The following is a 305-nucleotide window of genomic DNA, read 5'->3' as shown; positions in this document are numbered from 1 at the left end:
GAACACGGCCTCGTCGACGGCGTCGCCGTAGAGGTCGTGGCGCGCCGCGGTGGTGAGCACCGACACCTCCTGCGGCGCCGTGACGGGTACCGGCCGCGTCGCATACTGCCGCCACGCGACGGCCACGCCGACGAGAACCACCGCCAGCGTGACGACCGTGATCACCCAGACCGGGACGGCGAGGGCGGCATGCTCTGCGGCCGAGCCGAACTCGGCCCACACCGGGGCGAGCCAGTGCTCGAGCGTGCCGCCGATCGCGAGTAGACCGCCGGCGGCCACCGAACCGACCGCGATCACCACCATCG

At 73.4% G+C, this 305-nt stretch carries 1 pseudogene; it reads right to left on the bottom strand.

What is annotated here, in order from left to right:
• Nucleotides 1-305 (bottom strand): annotated as a pseudogene (locus IJ15_RS26530) (NADH-quinone oxidoreductase subunit L); the annotation flags it as partial.

The organism is Prescottella defluvii, from assembly GCF_000738775.1.
GTDB lineage: Bacteria > Actinomycetota > Actinomycetes > Mycobacteriales > Mycobacteriaceae > Prescottella > Prescottella defluvii.
This window is presented reverse-complemented; position numbering and strand designations above follow the sequence as displayed.